The organism is Methylobacterium sp. 190mf, assembly GCF_900107945.1.
Classification (GTDB): domain Bacteria; phylum Pseudomonadota; class Alphaproteobacteria; order Rhizobiales; family Beijerinckiaceae; genus Methylobacterium.
In genome coordinates, this window is record NZ_FNVI01000011.1 from 206,379 (window position 1) to 223,113 (window position 16,735).

Sequence of the window (16,735 nt, forward strand, 5' to 3'; positions counted from 1 at the left end):
GGCGGGGATGCCCGCGCGGGCGCTGTTCATCGCCGGGGCCGGGACCGAGATCGGCAAGACCTACGTCACCGCCGCCCTGACGCGCCGCCTGCGGGCGCAGGGTCGGGCGGTCCGGACGGTGAAGCCCCTCGCCAGCGGTGTCCCGCCGCTCAGCGATCCCGGCTTCGTCGAGAGCGACACCGCCCGGCTGCTGGACGCGCAGGGGCTCGCCCTGGACGAGGAGGCCGTGGAGGCCTGCTCGCCCTGGCGGTTCGCGGCACCGCTCTCGCCGGATCAGGCCGCCGTGCTGGAGGGGCGCACCCTGGACCTCGCCGACCTCGTCGGCTGGTGCCGGGCTGAGATCGCCCGCACCCAGGACACGCTGCTGATCGAGGGTGTCGGCGGGCTCATGAGCCCGGCCACCGAGGCCGCCACCGGCCTGGACTGGCTCCGCGCGCTCGGCGTCCCGGCGCTCCTCGTCTCGGGGAGCTATCTCGGGGCGATCAGCCACGCGCTCACGGCCTGCGAGACCCTGCGGCTCCACGATGTGCCGCTGCGCGCGGTGGTGGTCAGCGAGAGCCTGGGCGCGCCGGCGCCCGCCGCGACCGTGGCCGCGGCCATCGCCCGTCATGCCGGCGCGCCCGTGTTCTGTCTGCGCCGTGGCGACGCCTGCCCGGAGGAGCTGACCGGCTCGATCTGAATGCCGCGACAGCGTCGCTGGACGGCGCGGCCGTGGCCCCTAGCTTTACCGCCACGGCGTCGCGCCCGGCGCCCGGATGGTCGAGGCCGGGTGGCGCCGTGGGGGAATCCTGCGGTGAGCCAGACCCTTGCCCCGGCGGCGAGTCCCCGATCCGAGACCGGCGCGGTCGACGCGGGAGCGGCGCGCGACAGGCTCCGGCCGGCCCTCGTCTTCGGCGCGCTGGGCGTCGTGTACGGCGACATCGGGACGAGCCCGCTCTACGCGTTCAAGGAGGCGGTGAAGGCGGCGACCGCCGGCGGCGCCTCGGTGCCGGCGGCGGCCACCGGCGCGGTGTCGCTGATCCTGTGGTCGCTGATCCTGATCGTGTCGCTGAAATACGCGGTGCTGATCCTGCGCGCCGACAACCGCGGTGAGGGCGGCATCGTCGCCATGCTGGCGCTGCTCGGCGCCCGTCAGGCCAGGCCGGGCACGTGGAAGGCGCTGCTCCTGGTGGTCGGGCTGGTCGGCGCGGCGCTGCTCTACGGCGACGGCGCGATCACGCCGGCGATCTCGGTGCTCTCGGCGATCGAGGGCCTGAAGGTCGACGCGCCGTCACTCGGGCCGTACGTCGTGCCGATCACGCTGGTGATCCTGGTCGGTCTGTTCCTGGTCCAGCACAAGGGCGTGGCCGCCATCGGCCGGGTGTTCGGACCGGTCATGCTCGTCTGGTTCGTCGTCCTCGGGCTCCTCGGGATCGCCGGGATCGTCGCCAAGCCCGAGATCCTGGCGGCGGCCAACCCGTTCCGGGCCGTCGATTTCATGCTCCATGCCGGCTGGCACGTCAGCTTCGCGATGCTCGGCGCGGCCTTCCTGGCAGTGACCGGCGGCGAGGCGATGTACGCCGATCTCGGCCATTTCGGCGCCCTGCCGATCCGCATCGCGTGGTTCGCGCTGGTCCTGCCGGCGCTGGTGCTCAACTATTTCGGCCAGGGCGCCCTGCTGATCGCCGCGCCCGACGCCCTGGAGAACCCGTTCTTCCGCCTCAGCCCCGACTGGGGCCATCTGCCCCTGGTCGCGCTCGCCACGATGGCGACCATCATCGCCTCGCAGGCGATCATCTCGGGCGTGTTCTCCCTGACCCAGCAATCGGTCCAGCTCGGCTTCCTGCCGGCCATGCGCATCGTCCAGACGGCGCACGAGGAGCGCGGCCAGATCTACGTGCCGGCGGTGAACTGGCTGCTCGCCGTGGCGACCCTGACGGCCGTGGTGGTCTTCGGCTCCTCCGACGCCCTGGCCGGCGCCTACGGCATCGCGGTCTCGATGCTGATGGGCATCACCACGCTGCTCGCCGCGCTGATCGCGCTCCGCTGGGGCTACAACCCGATCCTGGTCTTCGCGGTCAACGGCTTCTTCCTCGCCATCGACCTCGTATTCTTCGCCGCCAACAGCGTGAAGATCCTCGAGGGCGGCTGGTTTCCCCTGGTGCTCGCCGGGCTCGTCGCCGCGATGATGCTGACCTGGAAGAAGGGAAACGAGCTGGTCGAGGAGGCGAGGGCCGCCCTGCGCCTGCCGGAGGACGTCTTCCTCGGCGGTCTCCAGCACCGTGACCTGCTGCGGCTGCCGGGCACGGCCGCGTTCCTCTCGGCGGCCGAGCACGGCATCCCGCTGCATCTCTCGCGCTTCGTCGAGCGCAACCACGCCCTGATGGAGCGCATCCTGATCATCACGGCGCTCTACGAGGAGACGCCCACCGTCCCGCGGGACCGGCGCGCCCACGTGACGATCCTGGCGCCGGATTTCTACCGGGTGATCCTCCGCTACGGCTTCATGGAGGAGGCCTCGATCCCCGAGGGGCTGGCCTGCGCGGTGGAATCGCGCCACCTGCCGCCGAACGTCCTCGACGACATGACCGTCTTCGTCGGGCACGAGACGATCATCCCGCGACGGGACAAGCGCGGCATGGCGCCCTGGCGGGAGAACCTGTTCGCCTTCATGCAGCGCAACGCCGAGCGCACCGGCGCCTTCTTCGGCGTGCCGACCCGACAGGTCGTCGAGGTCGGCACCGAGATCGAGATCTAGGCCCCGGCCCGAGACATTCCCGCCGCCCGGCAAGTCACCGCGGCGGCGCGGTCCAGAACAGGCCGAGTCGTGCGCAGAGATCGGACCACCCGCCCGGCCGCGATGTGCCTCGATCTGATCCCGGCGATTGACGCCGCGGCGTCCCTGGACGCTGCGCCGGTCCGGACCTGTTTCCAGCGCCGGCTCGCCGATGCACGGAAACTTGAGGCCGCTCCGCCGCCCCTCAGGGAACCGTAGCCTTCCGCCGTCGTTCCGCCCCGACGCAGGCGTCGCGCCCCCGGGGCGCGCGCCGGAATGGAGAGACAGCATGAACAGGGATCATCTCGAGGGCGGCGTTCGCCATCTGCGCGGCCGGATCAAGACGGCGGCGGGCGCGGTGCGCGGCCGGGCCGTCGACCAGCTCGACGGCGCCTACGATCAGGCCGCCGGCGCCGCCCAGTACGCCTACGGCGAAGCCCGGGATACGGTCCGCGACCTGCGCCACGGCGGCGAGCACCTCGTCGAGGAGGGGCGCGCCCGGTTCCGCGACGCCAGCGAGCGCGGGCACGCCCTGGCGGACGAGGCGCTCGAGCGCGGCCAGCACTACCGCGACCGCGCCGTGCGCCACGGGCGCACCCTCGCGGCGCGCGCGGACGAGAACCGCGGCACGACCCTCGCCCTGGTGGCCGCCGTCGCGTTCGGCCTCGGGTGGCTGGCGCGGCCGACCCGCTGAGCGGCGGACGGGACCTGATCCGGAGCGGGGCGGGCGTTCGCGCGGCCGCCCCGCCGATCAGAACGCATAAAGACATCTTTATGTCTTGATTGCTTCGTAGGCCGCGCGGTGGTAGGGGGTTGCCCCGACCCGCAACGCGAACACGGAGCCATCGACTCATGGCCAAGGATTACATCGTCAAGGATATCGGGCTGGCCGATTACGGCCGGAAGGAGATCTCGATCGCCGAGACGGAGATGCCGGGCCTGATGGCGGTCCGCGAGGAGTACGGCGCCGCGCAGCCCCTGAAGGGCGCGAAGATCGCCGGCTCGCTGCACATGACGATCCAGACCGCCGTGCTGATCGAGACCCTGAAGGCGCTCGGCGCCGACATCCGCTGGGTCTCGTGCAACATCTACTCGACCCAGGACCACGCCGCCGCCGCCATCGCGGCCGCCGGCATCCCGGTCTTCGCCGTGAAGGGCGAGACCCTGGAGGAGTACTGGGACTACACCTCGCGCCTGTTCGACTGGCACGACGGCGGCATGCCGAACATGATCCTCGACGACGGCGGCGACGCGACCATGTTCGTCCATCTCGGCCTGCGCGCCGAGAACGGCGACACCGCGTTCCTCGACAAGCCGGCCAGCGAGGAGGAGGAGGTCTTCTTCGCGCTCCTCAAGCGCAAGCTCGCCGAGAAGCCGAAGGGCTGGTTCGCCGGCCTCGCCGACAGCATCAAGGGCGTCTCCGAGGAGACCACCACGGGCGTCCACCGCCTCTACGTGCTGGCCAAGGAGGGCAAGCTGCTCTTCCCGGCGATCAACGTGAACGACTCGGTCACCAAGTCGAAGTTCGACAACCTGTACGGCTGCAAGGAGTCGCTGGTCGACGGCATCCGCCGCGGCACCGACGTGATGATGGCCGGCAAGGTCGCGATGGTCGCGGGCTTCGGCGACGTGGGCAAGGGTTCGGCCGCGTCCCTGCGCAACGCCGGCTGCCGCGTGCTCGTGTCGGAGATCGACCCGATCTGCGCGCTCCAGGCCGCGATGGAGGGCTACGAGGTCGTGACCATGGAGGATGCGGCCCCGCGCGCCGACATCTTCGTCACCGCCACCGGCAACAAGGACATCATCACCATCGACCACATGCGGGCGATGAAGGACCGGGCGATCGTCTGCAACATCGGCCACTTCGACAACGAGATTCAGGTCGCCGGCCTGAAGAACCTCAAGTGGTCGAACATCAAGCCGCAGGTGGACGAGATCACCTTCGCGGACGGCCACCGCATCATCCTCCTGTCGGAGGGCCGCCTGGTGAACCTCGGCAACGCCACCGGTCACCCGTCCTTCGTGATGTCGGCCTCGTTCACCAACCAGACGCTGGCCCAGATCGAGCTCTGGTCCAACCCGGGCAAGTACCAGAAGCAGGTCTACACCCTGCCGAAGACCCTCGACGAGAAGGTCGCCGCCCTGCATCTGGAGAAGATCGGTGTGAAGCTCTCGAAGCTCCGCCCCGATCAGGCCGCCTATATCGGCGTCTCCGAGAGCGGCCCGTTCAAGCCCGAGCACTACCGCTACTGAGCCCGCATCGCCGGTGGCGCGGGCGGCCTCGTCTCCGGGGCCGGCACCGCACCGCCGCGATCCGGCGACGCGGCGCGGTGGAGAGATTTGGAGGCCCGGCGCGCTGCGCCGGGCCTTCTCGTTTGTCAAGCGCAGACGGCCGAATCGAACTGTGTCTTCTGTGTGTCGTTAACGGCTGATTATGCCGACTTTGCCCAAAGCCACGCTTCGTTCCCCTTCCGGGGCGATTCCGCCGCACCTAGAGTGCGGGCGAATCTTAGATCGATGGGGCTGCGGCGGTTCGGGAGAATCGCCGCGGGAACGGTGCCTTCTGCGCCGCGCGGCGACGCGCGCCGGTCGGACAGCCATCGGGTACGGGGGCGGGGCAAACCATGGGTGTCGGTCGTGCGACACACGTTCGGATCGGCGTGGGCGCGCTCGCGCTGACGACGGCGAGCGCGGCCTTCGCCGAGCTGCCGGAGGCCGCCGCCGCGCATCCCGCGCGGGAGATCCACAGCGTGGCCGCCCTGGCGATCTTCGGCGGCCTCGTCGCCTTCGCGGTGATCCTGTCGCTCCTCCACCTCTACGAGCGCGGCCGGTGGACCCGCCGCGAGCGCGAGCTCGCCGCGACCCTCGACGTCCTGCGCGGCGCCCATGACCGGGCCGAGATGCTCCTCAACGCCGAGCGGCAGATCATCGTCACCTGGGATCATCGCAGCGAGCCGGTGGTCGAGGGCGACATCAGCCTCGCGATCCACGGCGAGCGGCCGACCTCCGGCTACGCCCGCCGCGTCCTGGCCTTCGGCACGTGGCTCGTCGCCGCGGACGCGGCCGCCGTCGAGACCGCCGTGGAGACCCTGCGGGCGCGCGGCACCAGCTTCGCGCTGAGCCTGCGGACCCAGACCGGCCGCAACATCGAGGCCCACGGGCAGGCCGTGGCGGGGCGGGCGCTCCTACGCCTGCGCGAGACCAGCCAGGAGCGCTGCGAGATCGCCGACCTGCGCGCGACCCTGGACGAGACCCGCCGCGGACTGTCGGCCCTGTCGGGGCTCCTCGACGCGATCCCCCAGCCGGTCTGGCGGCGCAACCGCGACGGTGGTCTGAGCTGGGTCAACGCCGCCTACGTGGCGGCGGTCGAGGCGGAGAGCCGCGAGGCCGCCCTCGATGCCGGACTGGAGCTGTTCGACCGGCCGGCCCGCGAGACGATCGCCCGCGAGGAGGCGGCCCGGTTCGCCGGCCTGACCCGGAGCGTCCCGCGCCTCTCGGCCATCGTGGCCGGGAACCGGCGGATGCTCGACGTATTCGAGACCGGGCTGGAGACCGGCCGCGTCGGCATCGCCATCGACGTGTCGGAACTCGAGAGCGTCCGCGCCGACCTGCAGCGGCAGATGAACGCCAACGTGCGGACCCTGGACCAGCTGCCGACCGCGGTCGCGATGTTCGACGTGTCGCAGCGGCTGATCTTCCACAACGCCGCCTACCGGCAGCTCTGGGACCTCGATCAGGCCTTCCTCGACGGCCGGCCCTCCGACGGCGAGATCCTCGACCACCTGCGGGCGGAGCGGAAGCTCGAGGAGCACGCGGATTTCCGCGGCTGGAAGCAGGGCGTGCTGTCCGCCTACCGGGCCGCGGAGGCGAACCAGACCTGGTGGTACCTGCCCGACGGCCGGACCCTGCGCGTGGTCGCGGACCCGAACCCGCAGGGCGGCCTGACCTACCTGTTCGACGACGTCTCCGACCGCCTGAACGCCGAGTCCCGCTACAACGCCCTGCGCCGCCTGCAGGCCGAGACCCTGGACACGCTGGCCGAGCCGGTGGCCGTGTTCGGCGCGGACGGGCGCCTGTCCCTTGCCAACCGCGCCTTCTTCACCGTGTGGCGGCTCGACCCGGAGATGATCGAGGAGCGCCCGCACGTGGACGCGGTGATCGCCGCCTGCCGGGCGCTCGCCCCCGTCGAGGAGCCGTGGCTCGACATCCGCGACGCGGTGGTCGGCCTCGAATCGCGCACCGCCCGGACGTGCCGCCTCGAGGTGGTCGACGGCACCGTCCTCGACTGCGCCGCGCAGCCGCTTCCGGAGGGCGCGACGCTCCTGACCCTGATCGACGTCACGGCGAGTGTGAACGTCGAGCGGGCGCTCACCGAGAAGAACGATGCCCTGGAGAAGGCCGCGCAGCTGCGCGACACCTTCGTGCACCACGTCTCCTACGAGCTGCGCTCCCCGCTCACCAACATCATCGGCTTCACCCAGCTTCTCGGCGACGAGACCGTCGGCGCGCTCAACGAGCGCCAGCGCGAGTATTCCGACCACATCATGCGCTCCTCGGCGGCGCTGCTCGTCATCATCAACGACATCCTCGACCTCGCCTCGATCGACGCCGGCTCGCTGGAGCTGCAGCGGGAGGAGGTCGACGTCCAGGCCACCGTCGAGGCCGCCGTCCGCGGCATCGAGGACCGGCTCGCCGAATCGCACATCACCCTCGCCCTCGACGTGCCGGAGGATATCGGCAGCGTCCACGCCGACGGGAAGCGGGTGCGCCAGATCCTGTTCAACCTGCTCTCGAACGCCGTCGGCTTCTCGGATGCCGGCCAGCGCGTGGAGGTCCATGCCCGCCGGACCGCTCAGGAGCTTCTCCTCAGCGTGCGCGACCACGGTCGAGGCATGCCCCCCGAGATCGCCGATTCGGTGTTCAACCGCTTCGAGAGCCACACCCTCGGAACCCGCCACCGGGGCGTCGGCCTCGGCCTGTCGATCGTGCGCTCCTTCGTCGAGCTGCACGGGGGACGGGTGCAGCTGGAGACCGCGCCGGGCAGCGGCACCCGCGTCACCTGCACGTTTCCCACCGACCTCGCGGGCGAGGGCCGGCGCGCGCCGCCGCTCGAACCCGAGCCCCCCGTCCTGTCGCCGCCTCCGCCTCCTCCTCCGCCGCCGCCGCCGCCGCCGCGCAAGCCGACCCTGACGCTGCAGTCGAGCAGGCCGGAGCCGCCGACATCCGACCGGCGAACGTCACCGTAGCGCTTGATTCCGCGGCCGGTCCCGCGCAGCAGGAGGCATGTCCGCTCATGATCGTTCCGGCTGGGCCGTCTTCGGCATCGGCGACTTCCGCCTGTTCGGCTCGGCCCGGTTCCTCACGGGCCTCGCCTACCAGATGCAGGCGGTGGCGATCGGCTGGTACGTCTACGACCTGACCCATTCCGCCCTGGCGCTGGGACTCGTGGGCCTCGCGGGCTTCCTGCCGGCGGTGCTGTGCGCGCTGATCACCGGCCACGTCGCCGACGCCTACGACCGGCGCCTCGTCGGCGCCGCCGCCTTCGCGCTCCAGAGCGCGGCGAGCCTCGGCCTCCTCGCCTGCGCCCTCGCGGGCGTGCACTCCGTCTGGCCGATCTACGCCCTGGTCATCGTCGTCGGCACGGCCCGGGCCTTCGCCAACCCGGCCCTGCAGGCGCTGCTCCCGACCCTGGTGCCCGGGCCGCTTTTCGGCTCGGCGATCGCGTGGAACGCGTCCCTCTGGCAGAGCGCGTCGGTGATGGGGCCGGCGCTCGGCGGCTTCCTCTACGCCCTCGGACCCGCCGTCGTGTTCGGTGGGGCAGGGGGCAGCTTCGCCCTGGCCAGCGTCCTGACCCTGCTGATCCGCTACCGGCCGGCGGCGGTGAGCGAGCGGCCGCCGATCACCTGGGCGGCGCTCTCGGCCGGGATCGACTACATCCGCTCCCAGCCGGTGGTGCTCGGGGCGATCAGCCTCGACCTGTTCACGGTGCTGCTCGGCGGCGCCACGGCGCTGCTGCCGATCTACGCCGCGGAGGTCTTGCACGTCGGCCCGCTCGGCCTCGGCGCGCTCCGGAGCATGCCGGCCTTCGGGGCTGTCGCCATGGCGGTGCTGCTGGCGAACTACCCCCTGCGGCGCCACGCGGGCGTGCGCATGCTCCGCGCCGCCGCCGTGTTCGGGGCCGCCACGGTCGCGTTCGGGCTGTCAACGTCGCTGCCGCTGTCGATGGCCTGCCTGTTCGTCACGGGCGCCGCCGACATGATCTCGGTCTACGTGCGCCAGACCTTCGTGCAGGGCGAGACGCCGGACGCGATGCGCGGCCGCGTCTCGGCGGTGAACACGGTGTTCATCGGCGCCTCGAACGAGCTCGGCGAGTTCGAATCAGGGCTGCTCGCCGCCGCGATCGGCGCGGTCCCGGCGGTGGTGGTCGGCGGCGCCGCGACGGTCGGGGTCGCGCTGCTCTGGGGCAGGCTCTTCCCGGCGCTGAGGGCCCGCGACCGGCTGATGGTGCAGGGCTAGCGCGCCGTCGCGCGGCTCGGGACGCGACGCGTCCCGGATGACGGCCGTGGCGATCGTGGCTCCGCGAGCCGACGCCGCACGAAACGCGGGTCCCCTCTCCCGTGTGGGGGAGGGGTAAGGCGCAGCTCTCTCGACCGGACCTGCCGTCCTGCCGAACCGTTGCACCAGAATCGGGAACGGCCCCGGAGCCCGCCCCGTGAGCCGGGCTCCGCGACGGGCTCAGCGGCCCGACAGCAGCGGCGACCAGGTCGGGTCGGACGCGTAGGCGGGCGTCGGGACCGGCTGCTCCACCTTGCCGGTGATGTCGACCATGAACAGCTTGCCGCCGCCCTGGCCGCCCGGATCGCGGAAGAACAGCACGTACTGGCCGTTCGGCGCGAAGGTCGGGCCCTCGTTGTGGAAGCCCTCGGTGAGCACGCGCTCGCCGGAGCCGTCGGGCTTCGAGACGCAGATGGCGAAGCCGCCGTTGCGCTGGCGGGTGTAGGCGATCAGGTCGCCCCGGGGCGAGAAGGCCGGCTGCGAGGCCGAGCCAGGGCCGAAGGTGATCCGGTGCGGGTTCGAGCCGTCCGCCCCCATCACGTAGACCTGCTGGGAGCCGCCGCGGTCGGACTCGAAGGCGATCTGCGACCCGTCCGGCGAGTAGGTCGGCGAGGTGTCGATCGCCATGCCGTTGGTGATCGAGCGCTGGGCCTTCGAGGCGAGGTCCATCGTGACGATGTCGGCGTTGCCGCCCTGCTGGACGCTCATCACGATCTTGCGGCCGTCCGGCGAGAAGCGCGGGCTCGCGCTCATCGAATCGACGTTGCCGAGCGCCTGGCGGGAGCCGGTCTCCAGGTTGATCATCTGCACCCGCGGCTGGTGGCCGGTGGCCTGGGCCATGAAGGCGATGTCCTGCGTGGCCGGCGAGTAGCGCGGCGCCACGATCGACATCTCGCCGGTGGTGATCGCCCGGACATTGGCGCCGTCCTGGTCCATGACCATCAGGCGCTTGCGGCGGTTCTCCTTGGGGCCGGTCTCGTCCACGAAGGCGATGCGGCTGTCGAACCAGGGTCCGAGGCCGGTGATCTTGGTGTAGACCCCGTCGGCGATCAGGTGGCCGGTGCGCCGGACGTTGGCGGCGTCGGTGCCGTATTGCTGGCCGGTCATCTGCTGCCCGTTGGTCACGTCCCAGAGCCGGAACTCGACCTTGACCCGGCCGCCCTCGCGGACGACCCGGCCGGTGACGAGGCCCTGCACGCCGGTGGCGCGCCACTTCTCGAAGTTCGGCGCGGCGTCGAAGTTCGGCTGCTCGGGGAAGCGGGCGTGGTCGAGCGGCGTGAAGTAGCCGGAGCGGCGCAGGTCGTTGGTGACCACGCCGGAGACGAGGCCCGCGAGGCTCGGGTCGCCGCCGAAATCCGCGATGGCGATGGGCATCGGCTGGAAGTTGCCGCCGCCGATGCGCAGCTGCAGCTGCGCCTGGGCCGGCCCCGCCAGGACGGCCGTCAGCAGGGTGAAGACCGCGATCAGGCGCGCGGCGAAGGACGTCGGGAGGCGCCCGACGGAGGGGAGGTGCAGCATGGTGGGTCGGATCCGAGTGACGATCAGACGGGAACGCGGGGACGGCGGGACACTGGCTGGAAGACCTCAGGTCGCCGTGAACTCGAACTCCGCGTTGATGGCCTTCCAGTCGTTGTAGTACGGCGCGTAGGTGGCCGGAATGTTGTACGGCGCGCAGCGGCGGACCGCCCGGAGCGCGGCCTGCGCGATCGACTGGTCGACCGAGCTGGATCCGCCGCGCATGATCCGCGGCTCCGTGCTGAGCGAGCCGTTCGGGTTCAGGCGGATGTCGAGCACCGGCAGGACCACGCCCTGGGCCGCGCCGGGCGGCGCCGAGTAGCAGCGCTCGATCTGCTGCTGGAGCAGGCCGACCAGGGCGTCGCGCAGCGACGGCGAGAGGCGCTGCGCGTTGCCGGTCGCCGCGCCGAGCGCCGCCACCTTCTGCACCGCGTGGCCGGTGGCGCCGGTCGACTGTGACGGCGCCTTCGAGGCGAGCATCGAGCGGATGTCGCCGGCGTTGAACTTGTCGGCGAGTTCGGCCTGCTTGCGCGCCTTGGCCTCGGCGTCGGCCTTGGCCTTCGCGTCCGCCATGGCCTTGGCCTTGGCCTTCGCGGCGGCCTCGGCTTTGGCGGCGGCCTCCGCCTTCGCGGCCTCGGCTCTCGCCTTGGCGGCGGCCTCGGCCTTCTCGCGCTCGGCTTCGGCCTTGGCCTCCGCGATCTCCTTCTGGCGCTCGGCTTCCGCTTCGGCCTTGGCCTTCGCGTCAGCGGCCTTCTTGGCCGCTTCCTTGGCCGCTTCGGCCTTCTTCGCGGCGGCGGCCTTCTGGGCGGCCGCCGCGGCCTCGGCTTCCTGCTTCTCGATCAGCTTCTCGAGCTGCTCGCGCTTCTCGGCCTCGGCCTTCGCGACCGCCTCGGCCTTGGCCTTCGCCTCGGCCTTGGCGGCGGCAGCCTTCTCCGCGGCGGCCTTCTCGGCCGCTTTCTCGGCCGCCTTGGCGGCAGCCTTCTCGGCGTCGCGCTTCTCCTGCGCCGCCTTCTCCGCCGCCTTGGCGGCCTGGGCCGCCTCCTGCGGATCGGGCTCGGCGCGCAGCGGCATCTCGTCCGCGTTGGCGAGCTTCATCTCGGCCGTGCGGGTCGGCGCGGTCGGCGCGTCCTGCTTGGAATTCTCGGGCTCGCGGTCCTCGAACTTCTCGGCCTTGCGGTCGGCCCGCGAGGTGGCGTTCGGCATCGGCTTGTCGGCCTGACGCTCGCCCTTGGTGATCTCGGAGAACTGGTTCTCGGTGATCACCTCAACGGGCACGCCCTCCTGCGCCTCCGGCAGGGCCGGGGCCGCGACGCTGACCAGCGCCAGCGCGAGGAGCGCGACGTGGGTGCCGGCGGAGATCCAGACACCCGGTTCCTTGCGGTCGAAGCGGAACTCCACGGGACGGCCCTACTGATGCTCAGGCTCGGTGACGAGGGCGACCTTCTTGAAGCCGCCGCCGGTCACGATCGCCATCACCTGCGCCACGCGGCCGTAATCGACCCGCTTGTCGCCGCGCACGAAGACGCGCTCCTCGGTCCCGGTCTTGGCGGTCTCCATGAGCTTCGGCACGATCGAGTCGTCTGTGAGCTCGTCCTCGCCGAGGAAGACCTGGCCGGTCTGGCGGATCGACAGGGTGATCGGCTTCACGTCGGAATTGAGCGGCGAGGCCTTGGATTGCGGCAGGTCGAGAGGCACGCCCACGGTCATCATCGGCGCCGCGACCATGAAGATGATCAGGAGCACGAGCACGACGTCGATGAACGGCGTCATGTTGATCTCGTTGATGGGTCCGCCGCGGCGGCCCCGGCGCCGGCGGCGCTTGCCGCCCTGCGATGCGCCCGCTGCCATGCCCATGGATCGGTCTCCTCTGGATCAGCCGGTTCAGGCGGCGAGCGGCAGGCGCTCGTCGATCTGGCGGGAGAGGATGGCGGAGAACTCGTCGGCGAAGCTCTCCAGCCGCGACTGCGCCTTGGAAACCTCGGCCTGGAGCTTGTTGTAGGCGAGCACCGCCGGGATCGCGGCGAACAGGCCGATCGCGGTGGCGAACAGCGCCTCGGCGATGCCGGGGGCGACGACCGCGAGCGAGGTGTTCTTCGAGGCCGCGATCGAGGTGAACGCGGTCATGATGCCCCAAACGGTGCCGAACAGGCCGATATACGGGCCGGCCGAGCCGATCGAGGCGAGGAACAGCAGGCGCGACTCGAGCCGCTCGACCTCGCGGTGGATGGTGACGTCGAGCTGCTTCTCGATGCGCTGCGACAGCGACTGGATCTGCCGACCGGAGCCCTCGAAGCTGCGCTTCCACTCGCGCATGGCGGCGACGAAGACGGCGGCGAGGCCCGTGGCCGGCCGGTCGTTGAACGAGCGGAACAGCTCCTCCAGGGAGCGGCCGGACCAGAACGCGTCCTCGAACGCGTCCATCTCGGCCTTGGTCCGGCGGAACAGCAGCGTCTTGTCGACGATGATCGACCAGCACCAGATGGAGGCGCTGAGCAGCCCGATCATCACGATCTTCACGACGAAGTGGGCCTGCAGGAACAGGCCGAGCAGCGTCATGTCGGCGACAGGCGCGGCCTGCATCGCGTCGGCTGGGTTCATCCGTCGAGGTCTCCTGCTCCGGATCGCGATGCGCCGGGCGAGGCCCGCGTCCGCCGGATCCGTGAGCGATATCAACGCTGTCGCCCGCGAATCTGTCGAAAGTAAGGGCCGTCGACGGCCCCCGCGCCACGCCGTGGCATCGCCTCCGTTAAGGGCGCGGCAGGGTTAAGGATCGGTTTCGATCCGGGCGATCCTGAGGCATGTGCCGCCGTCCGACGGGCCGTCCGGGCTGGACCTGCCGAAAGCGCCTCCCGTATGGTCGCGGCCCACGGCGCCGAGTCGACAGCCCTGAGATACGCAGGACGCGCATGACCCTCCCCGTTCCCAGCCTGCCCGATCTGCTGCCCACCGGCCCGGCCCGGTTCCTGGGCTGGTCCATGATCGCCGACCCGATGTTGGCCGGCTTCCTGGCGCGCGCCGGATTCGACGCCGTCCTGCTGGATCAGCAGCACGGCACCTACGACTACAAGACGTCGTGTGCGGCGATCACCGAGGTCGCCCTGGCCGGCAAATCGACCCTGGTGCGCGTGCCGGTGGGCGACTTCGCCATGGTCTCGCGGATGCTCGACGCGGGCGCCGCCGGCGTCGTGGCGCCGATGATCAACACCGTCGCGGATGCCGAGGCCCTGGCCGCGGCCGCGAAATTCCCGCCGGTCGGGCAGCGGAGCTGGGGACCGGACCGGGCCATGTGGCTCTCGGGGCTCCGGAACGGCGCGGACTACCTCGCGGGCGCCAACGATCGGGCGCTCACGATCGCCATGTGCGAGACCGAGGCGGGGATCGCCGACCTGGAGGCGATCCTCGCCGTGCCGGGCATCGACGGCGTCCTGGTCGGCCCCGCCGACCTGTCGATCGCCCTGTCCAAGGGGGCGGCCATCGACCCGCTGGGATCGGCGGTCACGGCGGCCCTCGGGGAGATCGCGCGCAAGACCCGGGCGGCGGGCAAGATTCCCTGCGCCTTCGCGCCGTCGCCGGCGCGCGCCCAGGAGATGGTCGGGATGGGCTACCAGCTGGTCTCGGTCGAGTACGACGCGCTGACCATCGTCAACGCCTTCGCGCGGGTGCTCTGCGAGGCTGACCCGGCGCGGGCCGGCTGAGGTCTAGGCGGCCTCGCCGGGCGCGAGCCGCCGCCGCAGCGCGTCCGGGAGGCGGACGGCGCGGCCGTCCCGCACGCAGGCAACCGTGACCTCCGCGGAGACCAGCACTTCGTCGCCCCGTCGGACGTCCTGGGCGAGCTGCATCGACGCGCCGCGCAGGGCGCGCGTGCGGGTCACGACGGTGAGCAGGTCGTCCATCCGGGCCGGCCGGAGGAAATCGAGGCTCATGCGCCGCACCACGAAGACGAGGCCGCGTGCGTCGCGGTGCAGGTCCGACTGGTCGCCGGCGAGTTCCCGCAGCAATTCGGTGCGGCCGCGCTCGAGGAAGCGCAGGTAGCTGGCGTGGTAGACGAAGCCGGAGAAGTCTGTGTCCTCGTAGTAGACGCGCACGCCCATCCGGTGGGGCGGGGCACCGTCCTCCGCGGGTCCGTCACTGGCGGGCTCGATCGCGCTCATGCGCCCCTTTAGCGACGGGCGGTGCGACGGCGCAACACGACGAGGGCCGCCCTGGGGCGGCCCTCGCGCAGATCACGCCATGCGCGGCGCTCAGCCGCCGATGCGGGCCGCGAGGCTCGCCGAGTGGGCGTGCTCGTCGGCGATGTAGGGCAGGGCCTCGGTGGCGAACTTGCGGCCCTGGGCGTTGTCGCCCTGCTTGGCGTAGGCGTCGTAGAGTGCCAGGGTGCGGGCGTCCGAGCGGGCCTGCTGGTCGATGTAGGTCCGGTCGAAGGCCCGGCCGTTCGGGGCCGCCTGGAGCTGCGCCAGACGCGCTTGTCCGCGCTCGCCGAGGGCCACGCGGCGGCCCGGCTCGGCCGGGCTGTTGTCGACGATGCCGACCGCGCCGAGGGCGCCGCCGACGATGCCGGTGCCGATGTTGGCGGCCACCGTCACCGGCGCCAGCACCAGGCCGACCGGGTTGCTCAGGTCGGTGCGGATGCCCTGGTTGTCGGAGACCACCGAGCCGTTGCGGGTGAGGGAGGTGTTCGGCGGCAGCAGCGCGTCGGTGGTCGCCTTGCGCTCGACGAGGACGCGGTTGGCGTAGTTGCGGACCCGGGGGTTGCGCGACCGCTGGAGGGCGATCCGGCTCGCCTCGATGCTGGCGGCGTCCGAACGCAGCGCCTCGGCCCGGAAGGCGGGCGTCTCGGTCGCGGCGGCGCCGACGCCGTCCTGATTGGCGAAGGGCAGCACGCGGATCGGCAGGGCGTCCTGCGCGAAGGCGGGCGCCGAGATGGCGGCGACGGACAGGCCGAGCACGGCGAGCGTGAGTTTCTTCATGGCGGAAGTTTATCCCTGACGTTGTTCTTGAGATCGCGAAGATCTGCCGCGATCGGAGGGCAGGACCCTGATCGGGACAGCCTTGCCGGCGCCGAGCGGACCCGGCGCGGTCGCCTCCCCAACTGTCGCGTTTCAGCGCTGTTCCACGCGCTCCGGGAGTTTTTACACGTACGTGATCGGCGAGACCCCCGCCTAAGCTTGGCAATATTGTTCCGAGACGATCGACAAAATGGCTGTTACGGCAGCGACTTGTCGAGATCGCGACGCGGAACTCACCCGTCTGCCGCGCGCAGCATCGCGCGATCCGCGCATGTGCCCGGTGAAATGCTGGTCCGAATTCAATGCATGGAGACGCGTTGATCGGTCCTCAGGGCTCTCCGTCACCGAAGAAGCCGAACTGCCCGGGCGTCTCGCGCTTCGGTTCCGGCATCTGCATGTGCCGGTAGGCGTGTCGGGTGAGGACGCGTCCGCGGGGTGTGCGCTGCACGAAGCCGCGCTGGATCAGGTAGGGCTCGATGATGTCCTCGATCGCGTCCCGCGGCTCCGACAGCGCCGCCCCGATCGTCTCGATCCCCACCGGCCCGCCCCCGAACGAGCGCGCGATCAGGCTCAGGTACTTGCGGTCCATCACGTCGAGACCCGCCCCGTCCACGTCCAAGAGCTGCAGCGCCCGGTCGGCGATCGCCCGCGTCACCGTCTCGGCCTCCGCCACCACCGCGAAGTCCCGCACCCGCCGCAAGAGCCGACCGGCGATCCGCGGCGTGCCCCGCGCCCGACGGGCGATCTCGTTGGCGCCCTCCGCCGACATGCCCAGGCCCAGCACCCGCGCGCCGCGCGCCACGATCTGCTCCAGCTCGTCGATCTCGTAGAACTCCAGCCGGATCGGGATGCCGAACCGGTCGCGCAGCGGCGTCGTCAGCAGCCCCGCCCGCGTCGTGGCGCC

14 protein-coding genes are annotated in these 16,735 nt (G+C 71.5%); 7 read left to right on the forward strand and 7 right to left on the reverse strand.

The features are described from left to right. Positions 1-7 precede the first annotated feature (7 nt). The 6 genes from bioD to C4T42_RS15480 all read left to right on the forward strand — a co-directional run bounded on the left by bioD (position 8) and on the right by C4T42_RS15480 (position 9,271). Complete coding sequence (gene bioD, locus C4T42_RS15455; RefSeq protein WP_103985364.1) at positions 8-679, forward strand: dethiobiotin synthase; 672 nt, start codon at positions 8-10, stop codon at positions 677-679. Positions 680-793: 114 nt separating this feature from the next. Further along, positions 794-2,737, forward strand: a complete 1,944-nt coding sequence (locus C4T42_RS15460; protein ID WP_103985365.1) for a KUP/HAK/KT family potassium transporter — start codon at positions 794-796, stop codon at positions 2,735-2,737. Positions 2,738-3,044: 307 nt separating this feature from the next. Then, positions 3,045-3,449, forward strand: coding sequence for a hypothetical protein (locus C4T42_RS15465; protein WP_020093368.1), 405 nt, complete (start codon positions 3,045-3,047; stop codon positions 3,447-3,449). A gap of 158 nt (positions 3,450-3,607) precedes the next feature. Beyond that, positions 3,608-5,008 (forward strand): adenosylhomocysteinase, encoded by a 1,401-nt coding sequence (ahcY, locus tag C4T42_RS15470; protein ID WP_012317745.1) that lies wholly within the window; start codon positions 3,608-3,610, stop codon positions 5,006-5,008. A gap of 371 nt (positions 5,009-5,379) precedes the next feature. Then, a complete protein-coding gene (locus C4T42_RS15475; protein ID WP_042673821.1) occupies positions 5,380-8,001 on the forward strand; it encodes a PAS domain-containing sensor histidine kinase in 2,622 nt (873 codons plus the stop codon). A 37-nt stretch (positions 8,002-8,038) separates the two neighbouring features. After that, the gene (locus tag C4T42_RS15480; protein WP_042673822.1) at positions 8,039-9,271 is read left to right on the forward strand and encodes an MFS transporter; all 1,233 of its coding nucleotides are present in this window, start codon (positions 8,039-8,041) and stop codon (positions 9,269-9,271) included. Between the two features lie 219 nt (positions 9,272-9,490). On the opposite strand, the gene tolB is transcribed toward C4T42_RS15480, so the two are convergent. From tolB to tolQ, 4 genes are all read right to left on the reverse strand, one after another. Beyond that, positions 9,491-10,828 carry a Tol-Pal system beta propeller repeat protein TolB gene (gene tolB, locus C4T42_RS15485; RefSeq protein ID WP_103985366.1) on the reverse strand — a complete coding sequence of 446 codons (1,338 nt, stop codon included), beginning with the start codon at positions 10,826-10,828 and terminating at the stop codon, positions 9,491-9,493. A gap of 66 nt (positions 10,829-10,894) precedes the next feature. Continuing rightward, a complete protein-coding gene (tolA, locus tag C4T42_RS15490; protein WP_103985367.1) occupies positions 10,895-12,223 on the reverse strand; it encodes a cell envelope integrity protein TolA in 1,329 nt (442 codons plus the stop codon). 9 nt (positions 12,224-12,232) lie between these two features. Further along, entirely contained in the window at positions 12,233-12,679 is a 447-nt protein-coding gene (locus C4T42_RS15495; protein WP_020093363.1) for an ExbD/TolR family protein, read from the reverse strand. Between the two features lie 27 nt (positions 12,680-12,706). Next, complete coding sequence (tolQ, locus tag C4T42_RS15500; RefSeq protein WP_012317751.1) at positions 12,707-13,423, reverse strand: protein TolQ; 717 nt, start codon at positions 13,421-13,423, stop codon at positions 12,707-12,709. A gap of 308 nt (positions 13,424-13,731) precedes the next feature. On the opposite strand from tolQ, the gene C4T42_RS15505 reads away from it, so the two are divergent. Beyond that, positions 13,732-14,520, forward strand: a complete 789-nt coding sequence (locus C4T42_RS15505; protein WP_042669271.1) for an aldolase/citrate lyase family protein — start codon at positions 13,732-13,734, stop codon at positions 14,518-14,520. Between the two features lie 3 nt (positions 14,521-14,523). Here the strand turns inward: C4T42_RS15505 and ybgC are convergent, their stop codons facing one another. From ybgC to C4T42_RS15520, 3 genes are all read right to left on the reverse strand, one after another. Continuing rightward, on the reverse strand, positions 14,524-14,976 hold the full coding sequence (gene ybgC / locus C4T42_RS15510; protein WP_042669272.1) for a tol-pal system-associated acyl-CoA thioesterase: 453 nt from the start codon (positions 14,974-14,976) through the stop codon (positions 14,524-14,526). 90 nt (positions 14,977-15,066) lie between these two features. Next, positions 15,067-15,792 carry a DUF4142 domain-containing protein gene (locus C4T42_RS15515; RefSeq protein ID WP_042669273.1) on the reverse strand — a complete coding sequence of 242 codons (726 nt, stop codon included), beginning with the start codon at positions 15,790-15,792 and terminating at the stop codon, positions 15,067-15,069. A gap of 367 nt (positions 15,793-16,159) precedes the next feature. Further along, the coding region (locus C4T42_RS15520) for a Holliday junction DNA helicase RuvB C-terminal domain-containing protein (protein ID WP_280177391.1) at positions 16,160-16,735 on the reverse strand (576 nt) is incomplete at its 5' end.

What these genes read in the sequence shown, in the direction of transcription:
- ybgC (WP_042669272.1), bottom strand. Translation starts at nt 14,976, where the DNA reads ATGAGCGCGATCGAGCCCGCCAGTGACGGACCCGCGGAGGACGGTGCC.
- C4T42_RS15475 (WP_042673821.1), top strand. Translation starts at nt 5,380, where the DNA reads ATGGGTGTCGGTCGTGCGACACACGTTCGGATCGGCGTGGGCGCGCTC.
- C4T42_RS15505 (WP_042669271.1), top strand. Translation starts at nt 13,732, where the DNA reads ATGACCCTCCCCGTTCCCAGCCTGCCCGATCTGCTGCCCACCGGCCCG.
- bioD (WP_103985364.1), top strand. Translation starts at nt 8, where the DNA reads ATGCCCGCGCGGGCGCTGTTCATCGCCGGGGCCGGGACCGAGATCGGC.
- C4T42_RS15480 (WP_042673822.1), top strand. Translation starts at nt 8,039, where the DNA reads ATGTCCGCTCATGATCGTTCCGGCTGGGCCGTCTTCGGCATCGGCGAC.
- C4T42_RS15495 (WP_020093363.1), bottom strand. Translation starts at nt 12,679, where the DNA reads ATGGGCATGGCAGCGGGCGCATCGCAGGGCGGCAAGCGCCGCCGGCGC.
- tolB (WP_103985366.1), bottom strand. Translation starts at nt 10,828, where the DNA reads ATGCTGCACCTCCCCTCCGTCGGGCGCCTCCCGACGTCCTTCGCCGCG.
- C4T42_RS15515 (WP_042669273.1), bottom strand. Translation starts at nt 15,792, where the DNA reads ATGAAGAAACTCACGCTCGCCGTGCTCGGCCTGTCCGTCGCCGCCATC.
- ahcY (WP_012317745.1), top strand. Translation starts at nt 3,608, where the DNA reads ATGGCCAAGGATTACATCGTCAAGGATATCGGGCTGGCCGATTACGGC.
- tolQ (WP_012317751.1), bottom strand. Translation starts at nt 13,423, where the DNA reads ATGAACCCAGCCGACGCGATGCAGGCCGCGCCTGTCGCCGACATGACG.
- C4T42_RS15465 (WP_020093368.1), top strand. Translation starts at nt 3,045, where the DNA reads ATGAACAGGGATCATCTCGAGGGCGGCGTTCGCCATCTGCGCGGCCGG.